General features: G+C 71.2%; 22 protein-coding genes. 14 read left to right on the forward strand and 8 right to left on the reverse strand.

Going from position 1 to position 23,946, the window contains the following annotated elements:
- The first annotated feature begins 21 nt into the window (after window positions 1-21).
- Window positions 22-687, forward strand: coding sequence for an alpha/beta fold hydrolase (locus tag BCF44_RS52000; RefSeq protein WP_116182026.1), 666 nt, complete (start codon window positions 22-24; stop codon window positions 685-687).
- On the opposite strand, the gene BCF44_RS52005 is transcribed toward BCF44_RS52000, so the two are convergent.
- Window positions 684-1,448: an SDR family NAD(P)-dependent oxidoreductase gene (locus BCF44_RS52005; RefSeq protein WP_170218225.1), complete on the reverse strand. Its 765-nt coding sequence runs from the start codon at window positions 1,446-1,448 to the stop codon at window positions 684-686. The two genes, BCF44_RS52000 and BCF44_RS52005, sit on opposite strands and share 4 nt — an antisense overlap.
- A gap of 124 nt (window positions 1,449-1,572) precedes the next feature.
- Here BCF44_RS52005 and BCF44_RS52010 point away from each other — a divergent pair, with 124 nt between their 5' ends.
- The 3 genes from BCF44_RS52010 to BCF44_RS52020 are packed head-to-tail and all read left to right on the forward strand — an operon-like array spanning window position 1,573 to window position 3,686.
- Window positions 1,573-2,430: a sigma-70 family RNA polymerase sigma factor gene (locus BCF44_RS52010; protein WP_211353660.1), complete on the forward strand. Its 858-nt coding sequence runs from the start codon at window positions 1,573-1,575 to the stop codon at window positions 2,428-2,430.
- Window positions 2,431-2,481: 51 nt separating this feature from the next.
- Window positions 2,482-2,997, forward strand: coding sequence for an RNA polymerase sigma factor (locus BCF44_RS52015; RefSeq protein WP_116182029.1), 516 nt, complete (start codon window positions 2,482-2,484; stop codon window positions 2,995-2,997).
- Window positions 2,994-3,686, forward strand: coding sequence for a hypothetical protein (locus BCF44_RS52020; RefSeq protein WP_116182030.1), 693 nt, complete (start codon window positions 2,994-2,996; stop codon window positions 3,684-3,686). The genes BCF44_RS52015 and BCF44_RS52020 overlap by 4 nt, the downstream gene beginning before the upstream one ends.
- Window positions 3,687-3,759: 73 nt before the next feature.
- Here the strand turns inward: BCF44_RS52020 and BCF44_RS52025 are convergent, their stop codons facing one another.
- Together BCF44_RS52025 and BCF44_RS52030 are read right to left on the reverse strand one after the other, a co-directional pair.
- Entirely contained in the window at window positions 3,760-4,791 is a 1,032-nt protein-coding gene (locus tag BCF44_RS52025; protein WP_147329016.1) for a hypothetical protein, read from the reverse strand.
- Window positions 4,792-4,805: 14 nt separating this feature from the next.
- Entirely contained in the window at window positions 4,806-6,182 is a 1,377-nt protein-coding gene (locus BCF44_RS52030; protein ID WP_116182032.1) for a hypothetical protein, read from the reverse strand.
- A gap of 341 nt (window positions 6,183-6,523) precedes the next feature.
- Between BCF44_RS52030 and BCF44_RS52035 the strand changes: the two genes are divergently transcribed.
- The gene (locus BCF44_RS52035; RefSeq protein WP_116182033.1) at window positions 6,524-7,546 is read left to right on the forward strand and encodes a LacI family DNA-binding transcriptional regulator; all 1,023 of its coding nucleotides are present in this window, start codon (window positions 6,524-6,526) and stop codon (window positions 7,544-7,546) included.
- 2 nt (window positions 7,547-7,548) lie between these two features.
- Here the strand turns inward: BCF44_RS52035 and BCF44_RS52040 are convergent, their stop codons facing one another.
- Genes BCF44_RS52040 through BCF44_RS52050 form a run of 3 tightly spaced genes read right to left on the reverse strand, consistent with a single transcriptional unit; the run spans window position 7,549 to window position 9,485 of the window.
- The gene (locus tag BCF44_RS52040) at window positions 7,549-7,959 is read right to left on the reverse strand and encodes a VOC family protein (protein WP_116182034.1); all 411 of its coding nucleotides are present in this window, start codon (window positions 7,957-7,959) and stop codon (window positions 7,549-7,551) included.
- Window positions 7,960-7,975: 16 nt separating this feature from the next.
- On the reverse strand, window positions 7,976-8,635 hold the full coding sequence (locus BCF44_RS52045) for an SDR family oxidoreductase (protein WP_116182035.1): 660 nt from the start codon (window positions 8,633-8,635) through the stop codon (window positions 7,976-7,978).
- Window position 8,636: 1 nt separating this feature from the next.
- On the reverse strand, window positions 8,637-9,485 hold the full coding sequence (locus BCF44_RS52050) for a DUF427 domain-containing protein (protein ID WP_116182036.1): 849 nt from the start codon (window positions 9,483-9,485) through the stop codon (window positions 8,637-8,639).
- Between the two features lie 86 nt (window positions 9,486-9,571).
- Between BCF44_RS52050 and BCF44_RS52055 the strand changes: the two genes are divergently transcribed.
- On the forward strand, window positions 9,572-10,066 hold the full coding sequence (locus BCF44_RS52055) for a CGNR zinc finger domain-containing protein (protein ID WP_116182037.1): 495 nt from the start codon (window positions 9,572-9,574) through the stop codon (window positions 10,064-10,066).
- A 14-nt stretch (window positions 10,067-10,080) separates the two neighbouring features.
- Complete coding sequence (locus tag BCF44_RS52060) at window positions 10,081-11,724, forward strand: MOSC and FAD-binding oxidoreductase domain-containing protein (RefSeq protein ID WP_116182038.1); 1,644 nt, start codon at window positions 10,081-10,083, stop codon at window positions 11,722-11,724.
- Here BCF44_RS52060 and BCF44_RS52065 read toward each other — a convergent pair.
- Complete coding sequence (locus BCF44_RS52065) at window positions 11,719-12,597, reverse strand: serine hydrolase (RefSeq protein WP_147329017.1); 879 nt, start codon at window positions 12,595-12,597, stop codon at window positions 11,719-11,721. The two genes, BCF44_RS52060 and BCF44_RS52065, sit on opposite strands and share 6 nt — an antisense overlap.
- Before the next feature lie 93 nt (window positions 12,598-12,690).
- Here BCF44_RS52065 and BCF44_RS52070 point away from each other — a divergent pair, with 93 nt between their 5' ends.
- On the forward strand, window positions 12,691-15,411 hold the full coding sequence (locus tag BCF44_RS52070; RefSeq protein WP_147329018.1) for an AfsR/SARP family transcriptional regulator: 2,721 nt from the start codon (window positions 12,691-12,693) through the stop codon (window positions 15,409-15,411).
- Here the strand turns inward: BCF44_RS52070 and BCF44_RS52075 are convergent.
- A complete protein-coding gene (locus BCF44_RS52075) occupies window positions 15,365-17,599 on the reverse strand; it encodes a glycoside hydrolase family 3 C-terminal domain-containing protein (RefSeq protein ID WP_116182041.1) in 2,235 nt (744 codons plus the stop codon). The genes BCF44_RS52070 and BCF44_RS52075 overlap by 47 nt on opposite strands.
- Window positions 17,600-17,799: 200 nt before the next feature.
- Between BCF44_RS52075 and BCF44_RS52080 the strand changes: the two genes are divergently transcribed.
- The 6 genes from BCF44_RS52080 (at window position 17,800) to BCF44_RS56320 (ending at window position 23,408) form a co-directional block, all read left to right on the forward strand.
- Window positions 17,800-18,783: a LacI family DNA-binding transcriptional regulator gene (locus tag BCF44_RS52080; RefSeq protein WP_116182042.1), complete on the forward strand. Its 984-nt coding sequence runs from the start codon at window positions 17,800-17,802 to the stop codon at window positions 18,781-18,783.
- Window positions 18,784-18,870: 87 nt separating this feature from the next.
- Window positions 18,871-19,734, forward strand: a complete 864-nt coding sequence (locus BCF44_RS56315; protein ID WP_170218221.1) for a hypothetical protein — start codon at window positions 18,871-18,873, stop codon at window positions 19,732-19,734.
- 218 nt (window positions 19,735-19,952) lie between these two features.
- Window positions 19,953-21,362 carry a serine hydrolase domain-containing protein gene (locus BCF44_RS52095; RefSeq protein WP_211353661.1) on the forward strand — a complete coding sequence of 470 codons (1,410 nt, stop codon included), beginning with the start codon at window positions 19,953-19,955 and terminating at the stop codon, window positions 21,360-21,362.
- A gap of 36 nt (window positions 21,363-21,398) precedes the next feature.
- A complete protein-coding gene (locus tag BCF44_RS52100; protein ID WP_116182045.1) occupies window positions 21,399-22,115 on the forward strand; it encodes a MerR family transcriptional regulator in 717 nt (238 codons plus the stop codon).
- 124 nt (window positions 22,116-22,239) lie between these two features.
- The gene (locus tag BCF44_RS52105) at window positions 22,240-23,286 is read left to right on the forward strand and encodes an aldo/keto reductase (RefSeq protein WP_116182046.1); all 1,047 of its coding nucleotides are present in this window, start codon (window positions 22,240-22,242) and stop codon (window positions 23,284-23,286) included.
- A complete protein-coding gene (locus BCF44_RS56320; RefSeq protein WP_170218226.1) occupies window positions 23,283-23,408 on the forward strand; it encodes an NAD-dependent epimerase/dehydratase family protein in 126 nt (41 codons plus the stop codon). The genes BCF44_RS52105 and BCF44_RS56320 overlap by 4 nt, the downstream gene beginning before the upstream one ends.
- The last annotated feature ends 538 nt before the right edge of the window (window positions 23,409-23,946 follow it).

Here is a 23,946-nt window from a genome sequence, read left to right on the forward strand (position 1 = left end):
ATTGGTCCTAGGGTCGCCGGCATGGACATCCTGCTTGCCGCCGGCCTGTGGCTCGACGCCTCCGTCTGGGGGGACGTTGCCGCTTCGTGGGGCCCCCGCGCCGTCCCCTTGACGCTGCCGGGCCAGGGCGATGGCGCTTCTGCGGCCACTTTGGACGATCAGATTCAGGCCGTGCTGTCCGCCGTGGACCGTGCCGGAAGATGTGTCGTGGTAGGCCATTCCGCCGCCTGCACCCTGGCGTGGCTGGCTGCCGACGCGCGGCCCGAGCTGGTGGCCAAGGTGGTCCTGATCGGCGGCTTCCCCGGCAGTGGCGACCAGCCGTACGCCGACTTCTTCGAGGTGGTCGACGGGGCCATGCCGTTCCCCGGGTGGCATGTGTTCGAGGGGCCCGACGCCGCCGACCTCGACCCGGACACGCGCCGCCGGATGGCCGCCGCCGCCATTCCCGTGCCGGAGGGCGTGGCTCGGGGCGTGGTCCGGTACCGGGACGACCGCCGCTTCGACGTGCCGGTCACGGTCGTGTGCCCCGAGTTCTCCGTGGCGCAGGCACGGGAGTGGATCGACGGCGGGCAGGTGCCGGAGCTGGCGCGGGCCAAGCACCTCGAGCTCGTCGACATCGATTCCGGTCACTGGCCCATGGTGACCAGGCCCAAGGAGCTCGCGCGGCTGTTGGAGGAGATCGTCTAGGGCGACATGGCGGCGCGTTCGGCGGCGGCCACGGACCAGGGGCGGCCGGCGGTGAGGGCGGCGTCGACGGCGATGTCCTGGCCGTTGACGTGGCGGGCGGCGTCGCTGGCGAGGAAGGCGGCCACCTCGGCGACGTCCTCGGGGCGTCCGATGCGGGGATCGGGCTGGTGTCGGGGTAGGAAACGGGCGAACGCCGGCAGGCCGTCGGAGTCGGCCGGGTGCATGGCGGTGGCGATGGGGCCCGGGGAGATGGTGTTGACGCGAACGCCGGACTGGCCGAGGTCGACGGCGGCGCAGCGGGTCAGGTGCTGCATGGCGGCCTTGGCGATGGAGTAGTCCGGGCCGGAGAAACCGGCGCGCAGGCCGGAGACGCTGGCGATGTTGATCACGCTGCCGGCGCGCGGCGACAGGTGCGGGGCGGCCTGCTGGATCAGCGCGAGCGGAGCCCGGACGTGCACGGCGATCGCACGGTCGAAGGCGGCCAGGTCGAGGTCGGCGATCCGGACCGCATGCCCGGGAGTGCCGGCGTTGTTGACGACGCAGTCCAGGCGGCCGTAGTGGTCCACTGCCGCCGCCACGAGCAGTGCCGGCGTATCCGAAGCGGTGATGTCGGCTCGTACGTACACGTGGTCCGACGCCATCGAACGGCGCCCCGTCAGCACCAGGCGAGCTCCCCGCCGCGCGAACTCCACGGCGATGGCGGTCCCGATACCGCTCGTCGCCCCGGTCACGATCGCCACCCGCCCGGCCAAATCCGTCACAACCACCAGGCTCCCACCACCGGCAATTACCTCCGACGTCATACGCCGGGCCGGGCTGGAGACGTAGGGCTGTCATGTCTGAAGCCGCCGATCCGTCATAGCAATGACGGAGAGGGAGCCGACAGTGGACGAGCACGAGTTTCTGGCCGAGCGGTTCGAGGCGCACCGCGACCACCTGGGCGCGGTGGCCTATCGCATGCTGGGGTCGCTGACCGAGGCCGAGGACGCGGTGCAGGAGGCGTGGCTGCGGCTGGCCCGCGCCGACACGAGCGAGGTGGCCAACCTGGGCGGCTGGCTGACGACGGTGGTCAGCCGGGTCTGCCTGGACATGCTGCGGGCCCGCAGGGTGCGCCGCGAGGAGCCGCTCGACGTGCACGTGCCGGACCCGATCGTCGCGGCGGACCCGGCGGAGGAGACGGTGCTCGCCGACTCGGTGGGGCTGGCGCTGCTGGTGGTGCTGGAGACGCTGACTCCGGCGGAGCGGCTGGCGTTCGTGCTGCACGACATGTTCGGCGTCTCCTTCGAGGAGATCGCCCCGATCGTCAAGCGCTCCACGGCCACCGCCACCCAGCTGGCCAGCCGCGCCCGCCGACGGGTGCGGGGCGCGCCGAAGCCGGACGCCGACCTGCCGGCGCAGCGCGAGGTGATCGACGCCTTCATGGCGGCGGCCCGGGGCGGCGATTTCGACGCGCTGGTCGCGCTGCTCGACCCGGACATCGTGTTGCGCGTCGACTTCGGGCCCTCGGGTCCGTCGGGAGTCATCCGCGGCGCGGCGGCGGTGGCGCAGCAGGCGATGTTGTTCTCGCGAGGCGCCGAATCGACGCGGCACGTCGTCATCAACGGCGCGGCCGGCGTCATCCCGATGCCCAACGGGCGCCCTCGCTCGGTGTTCTGTCCGACGGTGCGCGGCGGCCGGATCGTGGAGATCAACATCCTGGCGGACCCGGAACGGCTGGCCCGCCTCGACATCCCGGAAAGCTAGCGCCGGAAGTGGCGCTGTAACCGAACGGCCGGTGCCGGACACTAGCCAGGTATGGATGTCGAGGCGTTCGAGGCGCTGTACCACACGCACTACGCCGCGTTGCTGCGCTACGGCGCGCGGAGGATCGACCACGACGCGGCGCTCGACGTCGTGGCCGAGACCTTCCTGATCGCCTGGCGCCGGCCGGACGCCGTCCCGGTGGACAACCCGCTGCCGTGGTTGTACGCGACGGCGCGGCGCGTGCTGGCCAATCACCGGCGGGGGCAGGCGCGCCGCGACCAACTCGACGAACGGATCGGCGCGACCGGCCCGCCGCCGGTCACCGCCGATCACGCCGACGGCGTCGCCGCCCGCACCGACGTGCTGCGGGCGCTCGCCGCACTCTCCCCCGGCGACCAGGAAGTGTTGCTCCTCACCGAATGGGACGGCCTGTCCGCGCAGGTCGCGGCCGAGGTGCTCGGCTGCTCCTTGTCTGCGTTCAAGGTCCGCCTGCATCGCGCACGGCAACGCCTCGCCGCGTCGATGACCACCCCACGGATGCACATAGTGAAGGGACAAACGACATGAACGACGCCTTGCAGTCGCTGCGCGACGCCAACCCCGTGCCGTCGGACGCCTACGAGGACGCCAGCCGCAGCCCCGGCGGGTTGATGCTGCTCGAGCGCATCACCGCCACGCCTCGCCCGCGCCGGGTCGGCCGGCCGCTCGCGGTGGCCGGGATTGCCGCGGCCGCGGCGGCGATCGCCACCATCATCGGCCTCCAGCCGTTCGTCGGCGGCGGTGGTCCGCCACCCGCGTTCGCCGTCGAACGGGCCGCCGACGGCACGCTGACCGTCACGATCAACGACTTCAGCGGATCGTGGGGGCTCAACGCCGACCTGAGCGAGTTCGGCGTGCGGGCCAAGGTGGTCGAGATGCAGCAGGACACCGCGGACTGCGTGGTCGACCCGGCCGGTCGGGCGCCGCTGCCGCCCGACGCGCTGCGGCCGGTGCCCGGCGCGCCCAACAAGATCTCGATCAAGCCCGGCGAGATCGGCGCCGACACCACGCTGGTGTTCGGCCGCCGGACCGGCGCCGGCACGCCGCCGACGCTGGACGTCATCGCGGTGCGGTCGGCGGCGAAGAACCCGATCAGCTGTACCGCCGCGAGCGGCGCGCCGACGCCGGCGTTGACGACCCAGCCGGTGGTGAATCCCAACGCCGTCAACGGAAACGGCGCCGACTCCAACGGCCTGACGCCGACGCCGACCCGCTGACGCGAACCCGGGCCGTCCGCCGTGGACGGCCCGGGCCCTACGCAGGGCGCACCGGGGGCGTCCTTTGCGGCTGCTAGCTGCCGGCGATCGCCGCCTCCACCACGTCCGACGGCATGCCCGGCACGATCGACGGCGTCAACTGCCCCGCCTGATCCCAGGTTCCGTCGGCGCTGTGCCGGATCGTGTGCCACACTGCGCCGCCGTTGTCCACAATCGCCACCTGGAGATCGCCGTTGACGCCGGCGACCGCCACCGATACAAGGGTTCCCTTGTGGCCCATGGCCTTCATCGCATCGCCAGGGCCGCCCCAGTTACCGGCCGAGTCGCGGACCATGTGCCACAACGTGGTTCCGTTGCCGCCCTGCACGAGCAGTTGCAGCGCGTTGCCCGCCGCGCCCACCGCGACCCCGGACGGCGTGCCCACGACGTGGTTCGGATCGTTCGAGGCGAGCACGTCGGCGAAGGGCGTCCAGTTGCCGCCGGCGTCCCGCACCGCGTTCATCACCTTGCCGCCGGCCAGCGCGACCACCTGGAGCTGCCCGTTCACGCCGGCCGCCCCGACCTGGCCGATCGTCCCCGTCAGCCCGCCCGCCACGGCCTTGACGTCGCCGAACGAGGTCCAGGTGCCGTCGCTGTGCCGCACGGCGTGGTACAGGCCGGCCCCGTTGTCGGTCGCCACCACGATCTGGAGGTCCGAACTGACCGTGGCGGCCGCGAGCGAGGTGACGTTGGCGCAGGTGGCGATCCGTTGCAGACCCTCCCAATTGCCGTCGGTGTGCCGAATCGCCAGATACACGCCGTAGGAGTCGCTGGCGACGATGTTCAGCTCGCCGTTGATGACCGTGCTGGCGATGTGCGTGATCGTGCCCGCCGGACGGCCGGTCTGGCTGAGCAGATCACCCGCCTCGGTCCAGGTCCTGTTGGCGTTGGACCGGATCGTGTGCATCAGGTCGTTGCTGGAGGCGCGCACCACCAACTGCGCGTCGGTTGCGCCGGCGAGCGCCACCGCCCGGCTGTCGTGGCGCACCCCGAACGTCACGCCGAGGACCACCGCGATCACCGCGACCACAATCCCCAGTGGCGCAAGGACTTTGCGACGAGTCACGATGCCCCTCCCGGTCATGACGCGCTCAGCTTGTACAGCGCGGCCGCCCCCGCGTCCAACGAAACGGCTATGCACGGGGCGTCGGACTGCGGCGTGTAGCCGCCCGTGGACGGGTCGAACCTGCCGACCCCGTGAACAGCAGCGGTATCGGTGGTCAGCATGACGTCGACCGACGCCGTGTTGGACCGGTTGGCCACGAACACCCACCGATCCTTGACCGACGAGTCGGCGCTGCGGAACCGGCCCAGCACAACGGTTCCCGCCACCGAGGTGAGGTAACCGTCCGGGGTGAAGGGGTTTGTGCCGTTCGTCTGCGGGTTCTCGTTGGCGTGCACCACCGATTCCGACACCAGCGGCAGCAGCTCCTTGCCGACCGGCGCGAGCCAGGTGTGGTTTAGCGCCTGGCTGGCCGCGTAGCGATCGGTCTTGGCGCCGTTCAGGTCGATCAGCGCCGGGCCGAAGCCCTCGCCGCGCGCCGGATCCGGCGTCCAGTAGGTGAAGTACTGGATTCCCTTGCAGCCGTAGGCGAGGCTGACGTTGACCTGCCAGGCCAGGTCGGCCGCCGTGGGCTGCGGGAATATGCCGCTGGGCAGGGTCTGGACGTAGGTCCAGGTCGGCAGGCCGCTGTCCAGGCCGGCCTGGCGGATCTGCGACCAGCACAGGAAATAGTCCTCAGCCTCGCCGGTGGTGCGCAGCGGGTAGTAGTCGAAGGACAGCAGCGGCGGCGCGACCTGGCTGATGAAGTCCTTCAGCACCTTGGGGTAGTCGAGGCCCACCGCGTAGGAGAGGTTGATGTACGCCATCGCGCTCGGCGCCATCTCGTGCACGACCCGGGTCGCGCGGCCCAGTGTGACGTTGCGGGAGCCGCCGAGGTCCGGTTCGTCGTACAGGCTGAAGCCGGCGAAGGACTGGTGCCGCGAGTAGCGCGCGGTCGCCGTCTGCACCAGCGTCCGCGCGCCGGCGGTGCTGATCGTCAGCGGGTCCGAGCGGCTGTCGTCGATGGTGAACATCTCGCCGACCGCCTTGACGCCGGGATCGGTCGCCACCAGCGCCTTCATGCCGTACTGGTCGGCCAGGCCCAGCGCGTAGTCGATGCTCTGCCAGTCGAGCTGGTAGTTGCCGGTGATGAGGAAGGTGAAACCGGCCCCCGCCATGTCGGCGTAGTTGGCGGCGGTGGACTGGTCCGGCGGTGGCGGCCAGAACACGCCGATCGGGAAGCGCGGGTCGTCGAGCAGCGGCGTCGAGTTGCACGCGTTGCCCAGCTGCATCGGGGTGACGGCCGGAGTCGCCGGTCGCGGCGTCGCGCCGGCCACCGTCGGTGCGGCGAGCGCGGCGGCGCCCACTCCCGCGGCCCGGAACAGCCAGCGCCGGCTTCTGCGTGCGTCGGTCATGGAACGCTCCCGTCAGATGAGTTCGCGGCGGGCCGCCCAGGCCACCGCCTCGATCGGGGTGCCGGCGCCGACCTTGTCGCACAGGTCGCGCACGCGGCGGCGAAGGGCGCGCGGGCCGAGGTGGAGTCGGTGGATGTCAGCATCACAGCCCCCACTGCCTGCCCGTCCGATTGAAATGATTCAAACAGCGACGCCGAAGACTCGTCAAGACGGGTGCACCGGATGGCCCAGCACCCCGTCTTCGTCCAGATAGATACCCATCTACCTGGGAATTCTCTGGCCCGCGTACGATGGTGACGAGCGCCGGCTCTGACACGTTTCAAGCGAGAAGGTGGACAGCCATGCGACGCGTGGGCATCAAGGACGTCGCCCGGCTGGCCGGGGTGTCGGTCGGCACCGTCTCACACGTGCTGAACCGCCCCGAGGTGGTCGCCGCCACCACCCGGCAGCGGGTCGAGCAGGCCATCGGCGAGTTGGGTTTCGTGCGCAACAGCGCCGCCGGCACACTGCGCGCCGGCCGCAGCAAGGTGCTCGGCCTGGTCGTGATGGACGTGACCAATCCGTTCTACACCGACATCGCCCGTGGGGCCGAGGATGTCGCGCAGGTCAACGGGTACGTGGTGATCCTCGGCAACTCCGACGAGTCCGACGACAAGGAGTCCAACTACCTTCGCGTGCTCCAGGAGCAGCAGGTCGCCGGCGTCCTCATCACGCCCGTGCACGACGATTCGACGCGCCTGCGCCAACTCCGCGACGTCGGCACCTCGGTGGTGCTGGTCGACCGGCCAGCACAGGGCGTGGACCAGTGCTCCGTCGCCGTCGACAACGTCGCCGGCGGCCGCCTCGCCGCCGAACACCTGTTGGGCCTCGGCCATGACGAGATCACCTTCGTCACCGGTCCCGCCGCCATCCGCCAGTGCGCCGACCGCCGCGCCGGCGTCAAGGCCGCCCTGCGCGCAGCCGGCATCCCCGCCGCGACCGGCCTCCGCGAGTTCGTCGTGCCCGCCATGAACACCGCCTCCGGCCGCGCCGCCGGCGAGAAACTGGTGCAGGGCAAGCGCCGGCCCCGCGCCATCTTCTGCGCCAACGACCTGCTCGCCGTCGGCGTCCTCCACGTCCTGCTGCGCGCCGGCGTCCGGGTGCCTGAGGACGTCATGATCGTCGGCTACGACGACATCACCTCCGCCGAGTCCGCCGCCATCCCCCTCACCACCGTCCGCCAGCCCACGTACCAGATGGGCCACATGGCCGCCGAGTTGATGATCGCCGAGTGCGAGCAGCCGCAGCACCACGCCCACCAGCAGATCCTCTTCCAGCCGACCCTGGTGGTCCGCAGCACCACCAAGGCGAGCCCGCCGCGATGAGCTCAGCGTTCCTGGACGGTCCATGTGTTGCCGTCGGGGTCGGCGAAGTCGAAGAAGCTGGCGTAGGGGCGGCGGGTGGGGTCGACGCCTGGCGAGTAGTCACCCTGCCACTCGACCGGCGCCTTGTGACGGACGGCGGAGACCGGCATGCCACGCCCGGCGAGTTCCCGGTGCGCGGCCTCGATGTCCGACACCACAAGGTAGTTGTTCCGCGCGGACCCCACCGAGGCATCGCTGACGCCTAGTCCGAATTGGATGGACGCGGCGGATCCCGGCGGGGTCAGTTGCACGACGCGGAAGCGGTCGTTGGGGCGGTAGTCGACGTCCAGCGCGAAGCCGGCGGCGACGTAGAAGCGGAGCGCGCGGTCCACGTCGCTGACGGGCAGGGTGAGCACCTCGATGCGGTAGTCCATTGGGTCCTCCAGACCACTAGACAAGAACTTCCCCACCGTCGATGGCCAGCGAGACACCGGTCATGAAGGTGGAGCCGAGGGCGAACAGGACGGCGTCGGCGACGTCCTCGACGGCGCCGACACGACGAGCGGGACTACCAGCCCGGCGGGCGGCGAACAGGTCCGCTTTGGCGCGCTCGCCGAGGGCGTCGTAGGCACCGCTGTCGATGGTGCCGGGCGACACGGCGTTGACGCGGATCGGCGCCAACTCGACGGCCAGGCCCCGGACAACCGCGTCAAGAGCGGCGTTCGTGCCGCCGACGGCGAGCATGCCGACCACGGGTTTCCGCGCCGACGCCCCGGAGAAGAACACGAACGAGCCCGTTGCCGGCATGCGTGGCGCGAAGTGCTTGGCCAGCAACATCGCCCCTACGACCTTGACGTTGAACGACGCCAGCACGGCTTCGTGGCTCAGCGAATCGACCGTCCCACGCGCCCGAGCCGAAGCCGTCGACACGACGTGGTCAACGGTGCCGAGCCGTGCGGCCAGCGCCTCGACGCTGGACTCGTCGGTGAGATCGACGTGCTCGCCGGCATTCCGTCCGGCGACGACAACCTCGTGCCCGGCAGCACGGGCCGCGGCGGCGACCGCCCCCGCGATTCCCCCGCCGCGACCGATCACCAGAATCCTGGACACCTCAGTTCCCCTTCAGTTCGTCGGGGTCGAGCCCACGGTCGATGCCGTGCGGTACAACGGTCTGGCCGGGCTCCAGCGCGAGCTTCCTGCCGTCCAGCCAGACATCGACGACGTCCGGCTCGAAGGAGATCCACCCGGACACGGCCGCGACCTCGGGCCACGCCTCCGGATATCCCCAGGCGGCCCGCCGACGCCCACCGATGTCGTAATAGCTGGCCAAACCCTTGTACGGGCAGAAGGTCTGCCCCTCGACCGGCGTCAGAGCCGACAAGTCGACGTCCGAACGCGGCACGTACCACCGAGTCGCGAAACCGGATTCGTAGAGGGCCAACGGGTGCCGGCTCTCGGCGACGACCCGGTCGCCGTCGCGGACGACGAGATGCCGCGAGGTCTTGCGGATGTCGATCCGGTGGTACAGGTCGGCGGCGTGACCGACGATCCGCTCGTCCTCCTCGTAGAACGCATCCATTGCCCGCCAGGCGAAGGCGACCCGGTCCCGCAGGATCGACGCGTACGAGGGCAGATCGTCGAACCGCCACGCCGCATGCGGGGTGCCCTGCACGGAAAACCACCCGGTGACGCCGAGGTCCTTGTGCTTGGTGACCCGCGTTTCCATCGCCAGCACATCCGACGAGACGTCCGCGATCGGGAAGTACGCCACCGGATAGCGCCCCGGCTCGTGCAGGAGCACGACGTCCTCGCTGTCGGCGATCCACTCCCCGCCGTGACGCACCCGCATCCGCCGCCGCAGCGGCTCGGCGAACAGCAGCCGCTCGGGCAGCGGCTCGGGCGTCAGGAACCGCCCCACCGCCTTGCCCGCCAGTGGTCCTTGCTGCCAGGCCAGTCCCATGATGCCTAACCTCCATATCGAGCTTTACTGGTTAGAGTTCAGCAGGCATGCTGTAACCTGTCAAGGGCAAGTTTGGAGGTTAGGACGTGACGGACGAGACGCTGCTGCTCGACCTGCTGAACACGACACCGGTGATCGACGGCGTGCCCCGCGACACCCTGGACGACGCCGAGGCCGGCCGGGCCTGGCTCGCCGAGCACGGCCAGACCGCCTCCGACGCCGAGTGGCACGCGGCCGTCGAAGCGCGCAATGCGTTGCAACACGTCGTGCGTGGGCACGCGACGCCGGCCACGCTGGCGGCGTTCGTGGACGGCGTGAGCAATCGGGCATCGCTGGTCGACGATGGCGTCGTCTGGACACCCGACCTGCCCGAAGGCCGACGAACGGCGGCGAGGGCCGTACTAGCCTGGGACGCGCTGCGAACCGGCAGCCCGGGTCGGCTCCGCCCGTGCGCCAACCCGGAGTGCCAACTGTTCCTGATCGACCACAGCAAGCCGAACAGCGCCCGCTGGTGCTCGATGGCCGTGTGCGGCAACCGGATGAAGGCCCGCCGGCACTACCAGCGCAGCCGCCAGGGCTGAGGGAGGAGATCACCGTGCCACGACTGCTGTCGCTGAACGTGGGTCTGCCCAAGGATGTGCCCTGGCAGGGCCGGACCGTCCACACCGGAATCTTCAAGTACCCGGTCGAGGGCCCGCGCACGGCCCGCAAGCTCAACATCGACGGGGACGGGCAGGGCGACCTCGGCGGCCACGGCGGCGAGCAGCGCGCCGTCATGGTCTACCAGCGCCAGTCCTACGACTACTGGCGCGACGAACTCGGCCGCGACGACTGGGAGTACGGCCAGTTCGGCGAGAACTTCACGGTGGACGGGCTGCTCGACGACGAGGTGCACATCGGCGACCGCTACCGGATCGGCGACGCCGAGTTCGAGGTCAGCCAGCCGCGGGTGACCTGCTTCCGGGTGGGCATGCGGCTGGGCGACCCGGAAATGCCGTCGCTGCTGGTCGCCCGGCACCGCCCCGGCTTCTACCTTCGGGTGATCACCGAGGGCGAGGTGCGCGCCGGCGACGAGATCGTGCGCACGGCGGTCGGCCGGCACGAGCTGAGCGTCGCCACCGTCGACGCCTTGCTGTACCTGCCGAAACGGGACGTCGTCACGCTGCGCAAGGCCGTCGACATCCCGGCGCTCAGCCCCGGCTGGCGCGGCTCGTTCGAGGACCTGCTCCGCCCCAAGGCCGAGCCCGCGATCGGGTGGCCCGGGTTCCGAAAGCTGCGGGTGACCCGGATCGTGCCGGAGAGCGCGACCATCTCCTCCATCCTCCTCTCGGACGGTTCCGTTCTCCCCCAGCCCAAACCGGGCCAGTTCCTCACGCTACGGGCCGCCTCCCAGGTGCGGAGCTACTCCCTGTCGGGCACGCCGTCGGACACCGAGTACCGGATCAGCGTCAAGCGCGACGGCGTCGTCAGCACGTTCCTGCACACCCAGCTCAAGGTCGGCGACGACGTCGAGGTCGCCGCGCCACGCGGCGACTTCACACTGTCCGAAGAGGACTCGAATCCGGTCGTGCTGCTCTCCGCCGGGGTCGGCGTGACGCCGGTGCTGGCCATGCTGAGGGCCCTGGAAAAGACGGAGCGCGAGGTGTGGTGGCTGCACACCACCCGCTCCCCCGCCGACCACGCCTTCGCCGATGAGGCCCACAACCTGTTGGCAGCACTGAAGAACTCCCACGAGCACGTCTACTACACGTCCGAGCGAAACCGCCTCGACCGTGACGAACTCGCAGCCCTTTCCCTGCCCGCCGACGCGACCGTCTACATGTGCGGCCCCGCCGGCTTCATGGACGACATGCGCGCAGCGCTGAAGGACGTCGGCCTCACCGACGTCCACCAGGAGCTGTTCGGCGCGCTCCCGGCGATCAATCCCGGCATCGTCGGCGCCACCACGACAACCCCGCACCAGCTCGCCGGCGCGCAGGGCACGGGACCGCGAATCACCTTTGCCCGCAGCGGCTTGACCGTCCCCTGGCGCGAGGACTTCCCCAACCTCCTGGAGTTCGCCGAGGCCTGTGACGTGCCGACGCGCTGGGCCTGCCGCACCGGCGTCTGCCACACCTGCGTCACCCCGGTGCTCTCGGGAGACGTCAGCTACCGACCGGATCCCCTCGAACCGCCGGAGCCCGGCTCGGCACTGGTGTGCTGCGCAACGCCTTCCGAGGACCTCGTGCTGGACCTATGACGCCAGGCCCGCCACCAGTCGCCGCGCCACCTCGGTCATGACCTTGGCCGCCCCGCCGAACCCGCCGGCCACGGGCTGCTGGCTCATCGCGACCACGATGTACCGCTGCCCCGGCCCGACCAGGCCGGTGGTGTGCACGTCCCACGCCGGCCGGCAGCACGCCCACGCCTGCTTCACCCACCACTGCCCGGCCGGCACCGCCGCGGTGATGCCGAAGTCCTGGTCGGTGCCGTCGGCGGCGCGGGGCAGGGCGGTCAGGTCCCGCAGCACGATGTCCCGCGGCCCGGCCGGCATCCTGGTCATCAGGAACTGGTAGATCCGCACCACGTCGGCGGCGGTCGTGGTCATGTCGCCCCAGCGGCCGGGGTCGCGCGGCGGCGTGGTGGCCTTCAGACCCATCGACCGGACGGACCGGCTCACGATCTGGGTGCTGCCGTCGCTGGTCCACAGCTGGTTGGCGGTCTGGTCGTCGCTGGTGGCCAGCATGGCCTGCACCTTCGGGAGGGTGTCGCCGGTCAGCTTGCCCGCCATCCCGAGGTCCATGGCGATCAGCAGCTTGGTCAGCGACTCCGCCGCGAACGGCGTGTCCACCTCGGAACGGTTCACGAAGGCGTCGGTCTTCAGGTCGTAGACGGCGGTCGCGAGCCGCACGTCGGCCGGCAGCGCGGTGGTCGTGGGAGCCGGCGGCTTGACCGTGGTTGTGACCTTCACCGGCACGCTGACCTGCGACGACGGGGCCGGCTTGGCCGGCTCGGCGGTCGCCGTTCCCTCCGTGCCGACGCTGTGGAACACGACCGCCACCGCCACGAGCGCGGCGACCGCGACCCCGACGAGCGTCACCGGCTCGGTCAGGTCTCGTCGTCGCGTGCTCACGGCACTCAGTACGCCGCTCGGGCGCGAGCGGGTCGATGGTCGGACGAATCCGTTCCTGGATAATCGCTGGCAACCGCTCACCTGGGGGTGCGTGTGGAGTTGCGCTTGCTGGGGCCGGTGCGTGCCCAGGTCGGGGACGAGGTGCTGCCGCTGGGGCCGCGACAGCAGCGGCTCGCGCTGGCCGTGCTGGCCCTGGAGGTGAACCGGCCGATCAGCGTCGACCGGCTGGTCCGGTGGATCTGGCCCGACCACCCGCCGCGCAGCGCCCCGCACGCCGTACGGGTGCAGATCTCCAACCTGCGGTCCATCCTCGCCGGCTGCGACGTGGAGATCACCACCGAGGGCGGCGCCTACCTGCTGCGCGCCGACCCCCTCACCGTGGACGTGCACCGCTTCCTCGACGGCGTCGCCCGCGCCCGGGCGGCCCCGAACGACCGGGCCCGGGTCGCGCTGCTCGACCAGGCCATCGACCTGTGGACGGGGCCGACGCTGGCCGACACCATCACCCCGGACGTCCGGGACCGGCTGTGCGGCGGCATCGAGGAGTCCCGGCTGCTGGCGCTGGAGGACCGCTTCGACGCCATGCTCCGCCTGGGCGAGCACCACCAGATCCTCGGAGCCGTCACCGACCTCGCCGAGGGCTATCCGACCCGGGAGCGGCTCGTCGGCCAGCTGATGCTGGCCCTGCACCGCACCGGCCAGTCCGGCAAGGCGCTGGACGTCGCCCAGCGCACCCGCGCCCTGCTCGCCGACGAGCTCGGCATCGATCCCGGCGCCGAGCTGCGCCGCCTGGAGCTGGGGATTCTCCGCGAGGACAAGGCCCTGGACGCGCCGGTGGACGCCGCCGTCACCATCATCCCGGAGCCGCGGAACCGGCTCATCGGGCGCGGCCCGGACGTCACCGCTCTCGTCGACCACCTCGCGACCACCCGCCTGCTGACGCTGACCGGCCCCGGCGGCGTCGGCAAGACCCGGCTGGCGATGGAGGCCGCGCGGCGGATGTCCGCGCACGTCGCCGACGGCGTGACGGTGGTGTCGCTGGGCCCGGTGCGCGACCCGAACCTGGTGCTGGCGACCATCGCCGGCAGCCTGACGATCCGGGACACGGCCGGCGTCCCGCTCCGCACGACGCTGCAGGTGCACCTGCGGGACCGGCAGTTGCTGCTCGTGCTGGACAACATGGAGCACCTGCTGGACGCCGTCGGCGACGTCGGCTGGCTGCTGGACGCCGTGCAGGGGCTGACCGTGCTGGTGACCAGCCGCTCGCCGCTGCGGCTGACCGGCGAACGCCTCCGGCCCGTCGAGCCGCTGGACTCGCACGCCGCCGCCGAGCTGTTCACCGAACGGGCCGAGCAGGCCGGGGCCAACGACCTCGAACCCGACGCGGTGGCGGCGATCTGCGAGCGCCTGGACGGGCTGCCGCTGGCCATCGAGCTCGCCGCCGCCCGCACCCGGCTGCTGTCGCCGTCGGCGCTGCGGGATCAGCTGATGAGGTCATACGACCTGCTCAGCGACGGTGCCCGCGATCTTCCGATTCGGCACCAGGCGCTGTCGGCGACGATGCGGTGGAGCTACGACCTGCTGACCGGCGAGGAGCGTCGGATGCTGCACGCTGTCGCCGTGTTCGAGGGCGGGGCGACGCTGCCGGCCATCACCGCGGTCGCGGGCGTCGAGCCGCTGCGGCTGCTCGGCGCGCTGCTGGACGCCAGCCTGATCACCCGTCAGGACGATCGGTTCGCGATGCTGGAGACCATCCGCGTCTTCGCGCTGGCGCAGGCCGACCTGCCCGAGCTCCGCGAGCGGCACGCCGCGTGGGTGGAGCAGTTCCTCGCCGACGCCCGGCACGGCGTGGAGGGCCCTGACCCGCGGGAGTGGTTCGATCGGCTGGTCCGTGAGCAGGGCAACCTGCGGGCGGCGATGCGGTGGATGCTCGACCGGGGCCAGCACGAGCGGTGCGCGGCGGCGCTGGTGTTCCTGCGGTACTGGATCATCTGCGGCAAGCTCGGCGAGTACCGGCAGTGGGCGTTGCAGGTGCTCGCCGGCGAGCTGAGCGTCGGGGCCCGGGCCAGAGTCCTTGGCCTGTACGGATTCGCGGTGTTCGGGACCGACCGCGCCGAGGGCGACCGGGTGACCGACGAGGCCGTGCGGCTGGCCCGGCAGACCGGTGACCCGCGGGTGCTGGCGCCGACGCTGCTGATGCGGGCGCACGTCGCGATGTGGTTGGAACGCGACGATGTCGCCGCGGCGGCGTTCGCCGAGGCCGAGGAACCGTTCCGGCAGCTGGGTTCCGCGCCGATCCTCGCGGCCGTGCGGGCGGCGTGGACGGCGGTCGCCGCGCCCGAGGACGCCGCGCAGGTGCTGGCCGAGCTGGAGGCCGAACGCCGGGAGGCCGGCGGGACCTGGGACCTCGGCGTGACGCTGATCTACCTCGGGCTGGCGCTGATCCGGCGCGGCGACTGGGATCGGGCCGAGCGGGTCGTGCTGGACGCCATCGCCAGCCTGCACCAGTTCGGGGCCGGGGCGATGATGATGTACGCGCTGAACTACCTGTCGGTGACCGCCGCGCACACCGGTCGGCACCGACGCTCGGCCCGGCTCGCCGGGGCCGCGGCGGTGCTCGTGGAGCAGTTCGGGCCGTCGATGTTCGAGATCGCCGTGACGCAGCTGACCCGCCAGGCCACGGAGATCGTCCGGACCGAGCTCGGGTCGGAGGTGTTCGACGCCCTGTACGCGGAGGGCCGGGCCATGACGTTCCGGCAGGCCGTGGCTATGAGCCGAACGCAAGCCGACGAGCACGCACCCCCGGCTGGGTGAAGACCGCGAACACGTCGCGGGTGCCGGGCGCCTCGCCGGTGATCGGCGCGGTGTGTGTGCCGACCGGGCCCGGCGGCACGGCCAGCACACCGATCAGCGGGCCCTTCGGGTCGTCCAGGTGCAGTCCGACGTACAGCGGCACGGGGGTGGGGTTGTCGGCCTCCAGGCTCCAGGTGCGACAGCGGGTGAGGTCGCAGGCGCGGAAGGCCAGCCAGGACTGCTGACTGCTGGCCGCCACCGCCGGGCCGTCCACGAGCACCATGCCGGCGGCCTCGTCGGCCCTCGTGGCGACCAGCTGTGTGCCGGCCAGGTGGCGGACCGGGATCTCGCGGCCGGCGGTCTCGAACTTCGCCGTCTGGTCGCCGATCCGCACCTCGTGCTCGGACGTCTCCACCAGCCACGACTGCGACGTGACGTCGAAGAAGGACACGTCGTCGGTGGTCAGCACGAACGAGACGGTTCGGGAACTCCTTGCCGGCACGGCGATTCGGGTGAAGTGCCGCAGTTGGCGCACCGGTTGGCGGACCCGGGACGTCAACTGCCGGGTGTAGAGCTGAACCACCTCGTCGCTGTCGCGGTAACCCGTGTTGTGGACGCGCACCGACACCGTGATGCTGCTGTCGAGCCGCCGCGCGCTCAGCACCGGCCGGTCGTAGCGGAAGGTGGTGTAGCTCAGGCCGTGCCCGAACGGGAACAGCGGTTCCGCCCGGTGATGCAGATACGTGTCGAAGGACGTGTCGGTGGCGCGGTACCACGTCTGCGGCAGGCGGCCGGCGGGCGAGTGCTCGCCGAAAAGCACCTCCGCGACGGCGGTGTCGGTGGCCTCGCCGTTGGCGCTCCAGAGGATGCCGCTGACGTTGGCTTCCGCCCAGTCCAGCGCGTACGGGTAGCCGCTCAGAACCACCAGGACCGTGTTCGGGTTCGCGGCGCGGACCGCCCGGAGCATCCGTTCCTGCTGGGCCGGCAGCAGCAGGTTCTCGCGATCACGGTCGGTGGCGGCGTCGTTGCCGACGACCACGACCGCGACGTCCGCGGCAGCGGCCGCATCGGCGGCGTGCGTCGCGCCGTCCGACACCTGCTCCCAGATCAGGTTCTCGTAGACGGTTGGTCCATTGTGGAGCGTCACCGTGCCGTCCTGCGCCGTAGTCACCTCGACCATCTGGCGGCAGCGGCCGTTGCGCAGCTCGAAGACGTGCCGGTCCCATTCGATGGCGTCGAACACGTCGTCGCCGGCCGGCACGTCCAGGTCCAGTTGTTCGTTTCGGACAACGAGACAGCGGTGGCTGTCGGCCTCACGGAGCCGGATGCGGTCGTTGCCGGGTGTGTTCGTGACGGTTCCGTCCGTGAGCACGCTTCGGATTGCCCGGGGCAGACCGCTGTCGCCGCCCGGGTGCAGGACCGCGACGCGCATGCCGGCCCCGACGAGCAGCGGCAGCAGGCCGTCATTGCGCAGCAGGACAACGCCTTCGCGGGCGACGTCGAGGTCCAGGCCGGTGTGATCGTCGCCGGAGGGGACGCCGACGTGCCCGTACAGCGCGTCGATCCGGGTCGCGGCGGCGGCGATCTCGGTGTCGTCGACGCGACGGTCGGCGTGCGCGGCCGCGAGTTCGTCCAAGACTCGGCCGTCGCCGAGGAAGCCGTCCGCGCCGAACTTCATGGCCTCGTGCGGGGACGAGCCGGTGGTGAACACCGGGACCCGGCCGTCGCCCCAGGGGCGGACGCCCTCCTCGATCAGCAGCCGGATCGCCGTCGGCGTCTCGTCGAACAGGTGCCGGGGCAGGACCAGGCCGCGCGCCCCGCCGGTCTCGAAAACCGCGCGGTAGACGGGCAGTTCCTGCTCGTTGAGCGACCGCGCGCTGAAGCCGTAGCGACGGCCGCAGCACGCCTGGACGTCGAAATCGGTGATCACCGGCGCGCACGCGCCGCCCATGCCGAACAGCTGCGCCGCCGCCAGCCTGGCCGCGAGCAGCGGATCCTCGGCGTAGGCGAGCTCGTTGCGGCGCAGCCGCGGATCGCGCAGGGCCTGGTCCAGTTGGACGCCCACCACCTCGCCGGCGTGCGCGTCGCCGAACCTCGCCCCGACCCTCCGCGCCAGGTCCGGGTTCCAGGTGGCGCCCAGGTGCAGCGGGCGGACCCCCGGCGTCGGCGTCGGGATCGGCGGCCGGACCAGCCGCGACAGCGCGTCCATGACCATCCTCGCGGAACCGAGCGACCATCGGGTAACCCGGTCGCGGGAGACCACCTTGTCAGCCGCCGATCGGCCGGTCAAGGGTGATCATTATTGTTGGTCTGTACCATTTTCCCTTGCGCCACAGGGAGATCAGCGAGTTCGACAATTTCGAGCGCACCGTCCTTGCATCTGCGTGAATCCTCAACTAACTTCTGGTCGTGGCGACCATTCACGATGTCGCGCGGGCCGCCGGGGTGGCGCCGAGCACCGTGTCCTATGTGATCAGCGGAAAGCGCGCGGTGTCGGCCGCGACCCGAAGACGGGTGCAGCAGCAGATCCGGCTGCTCGGCTACCGACCTCGGGCCAGCGGGCTCACCGCGCGCAGCGATCTCCTCGCACTACTCGCCCCGCAGCGGCCCGGCGTGGAGGCCGCGACCGTCATGCGGTTCACCTCCGCCGCCACCGCCGCCGCCCGGGAACACGGGCTGGATCTGTTGCTGCTCACCAGGGACGGCGATCCCGGCGAACTGCGCGAGGCGGTCATCGGCTCGCTCGCCGACGGCCTGATCGCGCTCGACGTGACCGCCGCCGACGCCCGCGTGCCGATGCTGACCGCCCTGGACCGGCCCACCGTGCTGATGGGCGTGCCGGACCATCCCAACGCGATCACCTGCCTGGACCTCGACTTCCACGCCGCCGCCGGACTGTGCGTCGACCACCTCGCCGGCCTCGGGCACCGCCGCATCGGGCTCATCGGCCCCGCGGCCGCCGTGCACGACCGAGGCGTCAGCCACGCCACCCGTTTCGATCAGGGCTTGCGCGATTCCTCGTTGCGACACGGGGTTCAGGTGTTCATGCGGTCGTGCGACGAGGACTCCGTTCGGTCCTGTGTGGATGGTCTGATCGCCACTCGGGTGACCGCGCTGGTGGTGCAGAACGAGGCCGTCCTCACACCCGTGATGACCACCCTGGCGTCGCTCGGACTCGTTGTGCCGCAGGACATGTCCGTCATCGCCGTCGGCCCGCACGGCGGGGATCCCTGTATCCTCACCACCGTGGAGGTGCCCGCCGCCCGGTTGGGCCAACTGGCCGTGGCGATGGTCGTCGACCAGCTGGACGGCGTGGGCGGTCCCGAGATCCGCCTGCTGCCCCCTCGGCTGGCCGTCCGATCGAGCACCGCTTCTCCGTCCATTATGGATTGAACGTCGAATCTGTCGAACGCCTGAACCGGTCGTCCCGGGGCTCACGTAGGCCAGATCAGGGCGTGGTCAACGTGACAGGAGTACGGCATGAGGATGAGTTACGCGGCGGTTCCCCGGAAGTTCCGTGTCGCCGCCGTCGCGGTCGGGGCCGTCGTCGCCGTCGGCGGTGTGGTCGTCGCCGCCACCTCGCACGGCGGAACCGCCAACGCCGCGGCCGCCGTGCCCACCGTGGTGTGCCCCTCGGTGCAGGACAAGCTGCCGGCCATCCCGGCCGCGTCCCAGGCCGAGGTCACCCGGAACCTGAACCTGCTCAACACCCAGATCGCCGAGGCCGACAAACGGTTGGTCACCACGCAGGGGCAGGGCGGTCCCAACTTCATCAACAACGCCATCCTGGGGCCGCTCAAGGACAAGCGCGTCTCCACCATCGACCGGATCGCCATCTCCATCGGACGGCACGCCGCCAAGCCGACGGGATTGGATTCGCTGGCTCCGTGCACCTTGAGCACGGGAGGTAGCGGCGGGGCCAGTGCCGGCTCGGGTGCGGGGGCAGGGGCGGGGGCCGGCTCGGGTGCTGGCGCTTCCGGCGGGACGGGTTCCACCGCTGGTTCCGGTGCGACGGGCTCCGCCGGTGCGGGTGCCGCCGGCGGTGGGACGCCCACCGTCAACTGCCCGTCGGTTCAGGACAAGCTCCCCGCCGTGCCCGCCGCCGCGCAGGCCGGGGTGACGGCCGAGCTCGCCAACCTCAACAAGGAGATCACCGAGGCCAACAACCGTCTCGTCACCAGCAAGGGGCAGGGCGGGCCCAACTTCATCAACAACGCCATCCTGGGTCCGTTGAAGGACAAGCGCATCGCCGTGCTCGACCGCATCGCGATCGACATCGGCCGCGTCTCCGGGGCGAAGCCCGCCGGCCTCGACGCGCTGGCGCCGTGCACCCTCAACCAGTGACCCCCTGACTCCGGCGCCGGGCGGCCGATTGCGGCGGCCGCCCGGTGGCCGGACCCTTTCATCGACAGAGCGCGGTCCGTGGGGGAACATTCGGGGCAGGAGGCGCCGTTCCCGGGAAGTAACCCGTCGGCCGGCGAAGTCTCAGCAGCGACGGTGGACGCGCCGCCGAGAATCGGCGCTTGACCTTGCCCCAGGGGCAACGTTCGACGATGGTCGACATGAGCAACAACGCACTGAGCACCGTCGAAGCCCAGATCCGCGAGCAGGCCGCCGCCTACTGCGCGTCCAACCACGTCCCCGGGTTCGTCGCCGGCGTCTACCACGCCGGCGAGCAGGTCATCGTCGCCCACGGCACGGCCAACCTCGCCACCGGCACGCCGATGCTGGCCGACACCGGCTTCCTGTTCGGCTCGGTCACCAAGGTGCTGACCACCACGCTGGTGCTCCAACAGGCCGAGCGAGGGGTGCTGGACCTTCACGCGCCGGTGGTGCGATACCTGCCCGAATTCACCTTGGGCGACACGATCCTGGTCCGACACCTCATCTCGCACACCAACGGCATCGACGCGGACCTCTTCTTCCCCGACGCCAAGGGCCGCGACGCCCTGACCGCGTACGTCAGCGGACTGGCCGACAGCTGCGGCACGCTGTTCGAGCCGGGCGAACAGCTCAGCTACTCCAACGGCGGCATGATCGTCGCGGGCCGCCTGCTGGAGGTGGTGACCGGCCTGCCGTTCCCCGAGCTGCTCAAGCGCGAGCTCTACACGCCGGTCGGCATGACGGACTCCTGCACCTCGGCCGAGGAGGCGATCCTGCGCAGCACGGCGGTCGGCCACTTCCTGGACCCGGAGACCATGGCGGCCAGGCCCACCGGCATGTTCACGCTGCCCGACACCTGGGGGCCGGCCGGCGGCACGCCGATCGGCACCATCGCCGACCTGCTCGCCTTCGGACGCACCCACCTGGCCGGCGGCGTCTCCCCGTCCGGGGCCCGTGTCCTGTCGGCCGAGTCGACCGCGCTGATGCAGCAGGTCGCCTTCGACATGGACACACCGAACACCCCGCCGATGGGCCTGGGCTGGGTGCGGTACCCGTTCGGCGACACGACCGTGCTGGCCATGTCGGGCGCCTCGCCGGGTGGGGTGTCCATCCTCTGCGTCCTGCCCGAGCACGACCTGGTCTTCACCGCCTTCGGCAACAACTCCGGAGCGATCATGCTCCACGACCAGATCCTGCGGTGGCTGCTCGGCAAGCACCTCGGCGTCCAGGTCCCCGCCCTGGTCACCGAACTGGAGCAGGACGTCGACCTCACCCCGTACGTGGGCACGTATCGCTCCAACCAGCTCCGCGTCGAGGTCAGCGTCGTCGACGGCCAGCTCGAGGAGCGGACCACCTACGAGCCGGCGGACGCCTCCCAGGAGCGGATCTTCACGGAGTTCGCCGGCGGGACGACCGCCGCCCCGCCGCGGCGTCTCGTGCCGGTCCGGCCCGGTCTGTTCGCGCCGGCCGGACACCCGCTGGAGACCTTCGACGGCTACCTGCGCCTGCTGCTGGTGTCCTACCACGACGTCCGCGACGGCCGGGCGCGCTTCCGCAACGGCGGCGGCCGGCTGACCCGCCGGGTCTGACCCGCCGAATGACCGCCGCAAGGGAGGATGTCGGGCATGCTCACGATCGGCCAGCTGGCGGACTACGCCGGGGTGACCACCAAAGCCGTCCGCCACTACCACGAACGCGGTCTGCTCGCCGAACCCGGCCGCGACTCGTCCGGGTACCGGCGCTACGACGCCCAGCACGCCCTCACCCTGGTCAAGATCCGAACCCTGGCCGACGCGGGCATGCCGTTGGCCCGCGTCAAGGACCTTCTCGACGCCGACCCGGACACGTTCGCCGCCGCCATCGCGGAGATCGACCAGGACATCCGGAAGCGCATCGCGCAGCTGCGGCGAGCCCGTGCGCAGCTCGCCCAGCTGCGCGGAGGCGACCGGCTGTTCGTCTCCCCGGAGATCGCCGACTATCTGGACGAGCTGCGTGAGCTCGGGGTCAGCGAGCGCCAGGTGTGCCTGGAGCGCGACGGTTGGATCCTCATGCACGCCGCCTCGCCCGAGGACGTCTCCCGATGGATCGCGGAGAAACGCCGGCTGCTCGCCGACCCCGAGTTCCGCACTCTGTACCGCGAGCACGACGCCGCCTACGACTGGTCGCCGGACGACCCCCGCCTGCCCGCGCTCGCCGAGCGCACCCGGACGTGGGCCGCCGGCCATCACCCGTCCGAGGCCGAGCGCGTCGACAACCCGACGATCGCCCGGCTGGCGGCGCGGACCCAGGCCGGCGCCTCATCACCGGCCTGGGATCGCCTCGCCCGACTCATCAAAAGCTGACACTGAGGAAATCGCTTACCAAGCGATTGGGGAACTCCCCCACGCCGCCGCGATCGCATCTCGTTAGCCGATCGGCTAACGTCTTCCCAGGAGCGGAGAGGTCTCCGGATACGGGAGGACAACGATGCGGTACCGCAAGCTGGGCACGACCGGCCTGGACGTGTCGCCGATCGCGATCGGCGCGATGACCTACGGCGACCCGGGCCGGGGCCACCCGGTGTGGTCGCTGGACGAGGACGCCAGCCGGCCGCTGATCAAACACGCGCTCGAGCAGGGCATCAACTTCTTCGACACGGCCAACATGTACTCGCTGGGCTCCAGCGAGGAGATCCTCGGCCGCGCGCTGAAGGACTTCGCCGACCGCGACGACGTGGTGATCGCGACCAAGCTCCGGCACCAGATGCGGCCCGGCCCCAACGGCAGGGGCCTGTCCCGCAAGGCGATCATGACCGAGATCGACCACAGCCTGCGCCGCCTGGGCACCGACTACGTCGACCTGTACCAGATCCACCGCGCGGACCCGGCGACGCCGATCGAGGAGACCCTCGAGGCGCTGCACGATGTGGTGAAGGCGGGCAAGGCGCGCTACCTCGGGGCGTCGTCCATGCGGGCCTGGGAGTTCGCCAAGATGCTGCACCTCCAGCGGGCCAACGGGTGGGCGCGCTTCGTGTCCATGCAGGACCACTACAACCTGCTGGCGCGCGAGGAGGAGCGGGAGATGCTGCCGCTGTGCGCCGACGAGGGCGTCGGCACGGTCGTGTGGAGTCCGCTGGCGCGCGGCCGGCTGGCGCGGGCCTGGGACGACGCCGGCACGGCGCGGTCGGAGACCGACGGCGGCTTCGCCGACCTGCTCTACGCCACGCCGGACAGCGACCGCCAGATCGTCGACGCCGTCGGCGCGGTCGCCGAGGGCCGGGGCGTCAGCCGGGCGCAGGTGGCGCTGGCCTGGCTGCGGGCCAACCCGGTGGTGACGGCCCCGCTGGTCGGCGCGAACAGCGTCCGCCACATCGACGAAGCCGTCGCCTCGCTGGACGTCGAGCTCTCCGAGGACGAGATCGAGCTGCTGGAGCGGCCGTACACGCCGCGCTACGACTTCCAGGGCCTCTCGGACGAGAAGGCGGCCCAGCGCATCATCGCTCGCATCCCGGGCTACGAGTACGCGAGGGCGTGATCATCGGCGAGACCGTCCTGGTCACCGGCGGCACCGGCTACGTGGCGGGCTGGTGCGTGGCGGAGCTACTCAAGCGCGGTTACACGGTGCGGACGACGGTGCGCAGCGCGGCCAAGGGCTAGCAGGTGCGGCGGGCCGTCGCCACCGAGGTCGACCCGGGCGACCGGCTCGGGTTCGCGATCGCCGACCTCGCCAGCGACGACGGCTGGGCCGAGTCGATGACCGGCGTCGACTACGTGCCGCACGTGGCCTTCGCCGCTGGGCATCGGCCACTCCGGCGACGCCGACTCCCTGATCGTGCCGGCCCGCGACGGCACGCTCCGGGTGCTACAGGCCGCCACCGCCGCCGGTGTGAAGCGGGTGGTCATGACGTCCGCGGCGAACTCCGCCAGCCCGTCGTCCTATCGGGACGAAGGCGTCAGCGACGAGACCGTGTGGACGGACGTGGACCGCCGTGCACAGCACGGCCAAGGCCGAGCGCGTGCTGGGCTGGAAGTCCCGGCCGGCGGCGGAAACCGTGGTCGCCTGCGCCCAGAGCCTGTCGGCCCACAACGTGGTCTAGATGCAATGCCGTTCAGTTAGCCGTGACACGTAGCTGTCAAGGTTCGGGCGAGGCCAGGACATCGATGCTGATGGTGGCCTTGTAGGTAGTCCGGTCGA

The sequence above is a fragment of the Kutzneria buriramensis genome (genome assembly GCF_003387475.1).
GTDB classification, from domain to species: domain Bacteria; phylum Actinomycetota; class Actinomycetes; order Mycobacteriales; family Pseudonocardiaceae; genus Kutzneria; species Kutzneria buriramensis.

What these genes read in the sequence shown, in the direction of transcription:
- BCF44_RS52040 (WP_116182034.1), bottom strand. Translation starts at nt 7,959, where the DNA reads ATGGACTACCGCATCGAGGTGCTCACCCTGCCCGTCAGCGACGTGGAC.
- BCF44_RS52105 (WP_116182046.1), top strand. Translation starts at nt 22,240, where the DNA reads ATGCGGTACCGCAAGCTGGGCACGACCGGCCTGGACGTGTCGCCGATC.
- BCF44_RS52100 (WP_116182045.1), top strand. Translation starts at nt 21,399, where the DNA reads ATGCTCACGATCGGCCAGCTGGCGGACTACGCCGGGGTGACCACCAAA.
- BCF44_RS56315 (WP_170218221.1), top strand. Translation starts at nt 18,871, where the DNA reads ATGAGGATGAGTTACGCGGCGGTTCCCCGGAAGTTCCGTGTCGCCGCC.
- BCF44_RS52095 (WP_211353661.1), top strand. Translation starts at nt 19,953, where the DNA reads ATGAGCAACAACGCACTGAGCACCGTCGAAGCCCAGATCCGCGAGCAG.
- BCF44_RS52030 (WP_116182032.1), bottom strand. Translation starts at nt 6,182, where the DNA reads ATGACCGACGCACGCAGAAGCCGGCGCTGGCTGTTCCGGGCCGCGGGA.
- BCF44_RS52000 (WP_116182026.1), top strand. Translation starts at nt 22, where the DNA reads ATGGACATCCTGCTTGCCGCCGGCCTGTGGCTCGACGCCTCCGTCTGG.
- BCF44_RS52035 (WP_116182033.1), top strand. Translation starts at nt 6,524, where the DNA reads ATGCGACGCGTGGGCATCAAGGACGTCGCCCGGCTGGCCGGGGTGTCG.
- BCF44_RS52020 (WP_116182030.1), top strand. Translation starts at nt 2,994, where the DNA reads ATGAACGACGCCTTGCAGTCGCTGCGCGACGCCAACCCCGTGCCGTCG.
- BCF44_RS52075 (WP_116182041.1), bottom strand. Translation starts at nt 17,599, where the DNA reads ATGGACGCGCTGTCGCGGCTGGTCCGGCCGCCGATCCCGACGCCGACG.
- BCF44_RS52050 (WP_116182036.1), bottom strand. Translation starts at nt 9,485, where the DNA reads ATGGGACTGGCCTGGCAGCAAGGACCACTGGCGGGCAAGGCGGTGGGG.
- BCF44_RS52015 (WP_116182029.1), top strand. Translation starts at nt 2,482, where the DNA reads ATGGATGTCGAGGCGTTCGAGGCGCTGTACCACACGCACTACGCCGCG.